This is a genomic window from Sphingomonas sp. (genome assembly GCF_031361285.1).
Classification (GTDB): domain Bacteria; phylum Pseudomonadota; class Alphaproteobacteria; order Sphingomonadales; family Sphingomonadaceae; genus Sphingomicrobium.
Window position 1 is genome coordinate 1 of record NZ_JANMCO010000016.1, and the last position, 4,366, is coordinate 4,366.

Annotated in this window: 3 protein-coding genes; all 3 read left to right on the forward strand. The window is 62.5% G+C overall.

What is annotated here, in order from left to right; all coding sequences use genetic code 11:
* Positions 1 to 274, forward strand: a 274-nt coding sequence (locus RMO25_RS01835; RefSeq protein WP_309660900.1) for a substrate-binding domain-containing protein, incomplete at its 5' end; no start/stop codon positions are given.
* A 34-nt stretch (positions 275 to 308) separates the two neighbouring features.
* Positions 309 to 3,245, forward strand: coding sequence for a TonB-dependent receptor domain-containing protein (locus RMO25_RS01840; protein ID WP_309660901.1), 2,937 nt, complete (start codon positions 309 to 311; stop codon positions 3,243 to 3,245).
* Positions 3,246 to 3,315: 70 nt separating this feature from the next.
* Positions 3,316 to 4,366 (forward strand): glucoamylase family protein (locus RMO25_RS01845; RefSeq protein WP_309660902.1); only part of this gene is annotated, 1,051 nt, incomplete at its 3' end.

The following is a 4,366-nucleotide window of genomic DNA, read 5'->3' on the forward strand; positions in this document are numbered from 1 at the left end:
CTGCGCCAACGACATGATGGCGATCGGCTGTCTCGAGGGCCTTCGCGAAGCCGGAATTGCCGTCCCGGCCGATGTCGCCCTGGCCGGTTTCGACGACATCCCGATCACGCGCTACGTCAATCCGCCGCTGACCACCGCCGCCGTGCCGATCGCCGAAATGGGCCGCCAGGCGCTCGAGTGCTGCGCGGACGTCATCGCCGGCCGCAAACCCGAACTGCAGCACACCTTCAAACCGGTGCTCGTCATCCGTGCGTCATCAGCCGGGAGAAGCTGAGACGCGACCAAGCAATATCAAGAAGGGGACTACCATGACCAAATCAAACTCAAGCCGAGGCCTCCGCCGTAACCTGATGCTTCGCTCGCTGCTGCTCGGCGTATCGAGCGTCACGATGATCACCGTCGTGGCGGTCCCGGCCGCGGCGCAGACTACCACCACGACGATCAGCGGTCAGGTCACTGATGCGGCCGGAGCGGCGGTCGCGGGGGCAGTGGTCAGCGCGTCCGACGTCGCAACGGGCCAGACAGTCAAAACAACTACCGACTCGAACGGCCATTACACGCTCGCCGGGCTCCGGCCGGCCGACTACACCATCCGTACCACGATCGGCGGCGCGACCGTCGAGCGCCAGGTCTCGGCCAGTATCGGACAGAGCGCGACGCTCGATCTGGCGCCGGCCGCTGTCGTGGCAGAGGGTGCACCAGCGACCGCCGCCGAGGGTGATATTGTCGTTACCGGGCGGCGGCTGGTCGAGACCAAGACCAGCGAAGTCGCAACCAACGTCACTCAGGAGCAGATCCGCTCGCTGCCCCAGACTGACCGCAACTTCCTGAGCTTCGCCAAACTGGCGCCGGGCGTGAACTACGTCGACAGTGAGACCAACAAAGGGATCACCTCGGGTGCATCGACGCGCTCGGCGGTCAACGTCTTCATCGACGGCGTGTCGTTGAAGAACCAGATTCTCGACGGCGGCATCGCCGGACAGCAGGACTCCCGCGGCAATCCGTTCGGCCAGCTGGCGGTGCAGGAATTTCGTGTCCTCACCCAGAACTACAAGGCCGAATATGAGCAAGCGGCCGCGGCCGTGATCACTGCCGTGACCAAGTCCGGCACCAACGAATTCCACGGCGAAGTGTTCGGACAGTACACCGACAAAAAATTCGCCGAGACCGATTATTTCGTTAAAAAGCGCGGCGATCCAGAGCCTAAGTTCAAGCGCGTGCAGTATGGCGCGGCGCTGGGCGGGCCGATCATCAAGGACCGCCTGTTCTTCTTCGGCACCTATGAAGGCAACGACCAGGACCGCGCATTCAACGTCATCCTTGGCAATCGGTCGCCGGCAAACATCGCCCGGTTCGGCCAATTTGAAGGCGCCTTCGTCAGCCCGTTTCGCGGCGACTTCTTTTTCGGCAAGTTGACCGCGCTGCCGGCCGACAATCATGTCATCGACCTCAGCTACAGTCGCCGGCAGGAGACCGACATTCAGGGCTTCGGCGGAACGACCGCCTTCACCGCCGCCGAGAACAAGCACAACACGGTCGACACGGTGAACGCCAAGTGGACCTATCGCGGCGATGCGTTCCTCAACGAAGCCGACGTCAACTACATCCACTATCTCTATAACCCGACCTCGCTCGATACGAGCTCGCCGACCTTCGATTATGCGGGTGTCATCATTATTGGCGGCAAGGACAGCACCCAGGATCTGACCCAGGACAGCCTTACCCTCCGCGACGAACTTACCTGGACCGGAATCGATCGGCACACAATCAAGGGCGGGATCAGGCTTGCCAAGCACAAATATGATTTCAACAAGCTGTTCTTCGTCCAGCCGCGCTTCACTTTCTTTCAGGATTTGCGCGGCCCCGGGCCCGGCGACGACCTCGATTTCTCGTTCCCGGCTGAGGCCCAGCTCGGCTTTGGCAACCCGGAGATCAAGGCCAAGAACTCGGCTGTGGGCCTCTTTGTTCAGGACGACTGGGCGGTAACTGATAAACTCGAGCTCAATCTCGGCCTGCGCTGGGATTACGAAAGCAATATGTTCAACAATAAATACGTCACCCCCGCCATAGCCGCCGCGACGCTACGCGCGCTGCCCCAGACCGACTATTTCAACGCCGAGGATTACATTACCGACGGCACTAACCGCGATCCCTACCTAGGGATGTTCCAGCCACGCCTCGGCTTTTCCTACGATTTCAAGGGTGATCGCAGCACGGTGCTGTTCGGCGGCTATGGGCGCTATTTCGATCGCAACGTGTTCAACAACACGCTCGATGAGAGCTATCGTCTGCAATATACAATTGGCAGGTTCTTCTTCTCCCGCGACGGAGTTCAGCGCGACGGCAACCCGACCGTGGTGTGGAACGACAGTTATCTGACTCGCGAAGGGCTGCTCGCGCTGCAGTCAACCGGGCAGACCGGCAAGCCCGAACTGTTCGCGGTTCCCAACAACGCCAAACCGCCGCGAACCGACCAGTTCAGCCTTGGCGTGCGGCAGCGCTTCGGTCAGTGGGTAGGCTCGGTGACCGGCTCCTATATCCGCGGCGTCCATGGCTACACGCATCTGTTCGCCACGCGGAGGAATGGCGGGACGGGCGATTGCTGCGATACCGCCATCGCTAACGCCAACGGCTTCGCCAACGTCCTGATCGGCTTCGATGGCTTGGATACGCGATACAAGGGTCTCTATGTGACGATGGACAAGCCCTACACCCGCGCGTCGGGATGGGGCGTCAACATCGCCTACACTCTGTCGAAGGCCGAGCAGAACGGCAACGACCTGTTCAGCCTCGATAAGGTTACACCCGACGATTGGGGATTCCGCCCGCGACCCGGCGACGAGCGCCACAAGGTGGTCGTCGGTGCCATGATCGATGCGCCGTACGGCTTCCGCGTCTCGACACTGAGCCAATTCGGCAGTGGCGCGGCTTATCAAATTCAGGATCAAACAGCGGGCAGCGACATCAACCTTCGACAGTTCCGCTCGGGCTATCCGGACAAGAATTGTTTTGGCGGGCTGTTTGCTTTCTGCGAGGTCAATCTGACTGTCGAGAACGAACTCAAAATCTATCGCGGCACGACGATCAATCTCGCGGTCGATTTCCTCAATGTTTTCAACAGCACGAACTTCGCCGGATTCGACGACTTCGTCAGCCCAACCGATCCGCTTTTGGAACCGAAGATCGGCAATCGTCTGATCACCCTGCCCCGGCGAATTCAGTTCCGCGCCGGTTTCCGCTTCTAAATCTCCTAGCGCCCGCGCTTGATCGCATCGATCGGCGCGGGCAACAGCCGGGGGTGGACGGGCGGACAGTTTGATCACGAGGCGACAATTCGGCGGTTATGCAGCGGCGTTTGGTGCGGCCGCGATGTCCGGCTGTGCGTCGGCGCAGGTGCCGGCGGCGGGGGCGTTCGACCTCGGCGACCTCGAGCGGCGGACGTTCGACTGGTTCTGGGACACGGGCAATTCGGCAAACGGCCTGGTTCCCGACCGTTGGCCGACCAAGAGCTTCAGCTCGATCGCCGCGGTGGGGTTCGGGCTGACCGCATACCCGATCGGCGCCGAGCGCGGCTGGATCAGCCGGGCGGCGGCGCGCGGCCGGACGCTGGCCACGCTGCGCTTCTTCGCCAGCGCGCCGATGGGCCCCGAAGCGGCCGGCCGCACCGGCCACAAAGGCTTTTTCTACCATTTCATCGACATGGAGAACGGGCGGCGGTTCGAGACCACCGAACTGTCCTCGATCGACACCACGCTGCTGCTCGGCGGTGTGCTGTTCGCAGGCCAATATTTTGACCGCCCCGATGCCGACGAGGTCGAGATCCGGCGCCTCGCCACGCGGCTGAATGATGCGGTCGACTGGCGCTGGATGCTTGGGCGCGGCCCGTTCGTGTCGATGGGCTGGAAGCCCGAAAGCGGCTTCATCCCCAGCCAATGGGACCGCTACAACGAGGCGACCCTGCTTTACCTGCTCGCGCTGGGCAGTCCGACCTTCGCCATCAGCCCCAAGATCTGGACGCGCTACACGCGCAATTTCGAGCTCGGCTGGGGCGCGCATTGGGGTCCGCCGCACATCCAGTTCCCGCCGCTGTTCGGTCATCAGTACAGCCACGTCTGGGTCGACTTCAAAGGCATCGCCGATCCGTGGCTGCGCGGCAAGGGCATCGACCTGTTCGAAAACAGCCGCCGCGCGACCATCGCCCAACGCAATTACGCGATCGCCAACCCGGGGCGCTGGCGCGGCTACGACGGCGAGGTATGGGGACTGACGGCGTGCGACGGTCCGGGCGACTTCAAGGTTGCCGTCGACGGCCGCAAGCGCGAGTTCTTCAGTTACTCGGCGCGCGGGCCCGACGACCGCGACGATG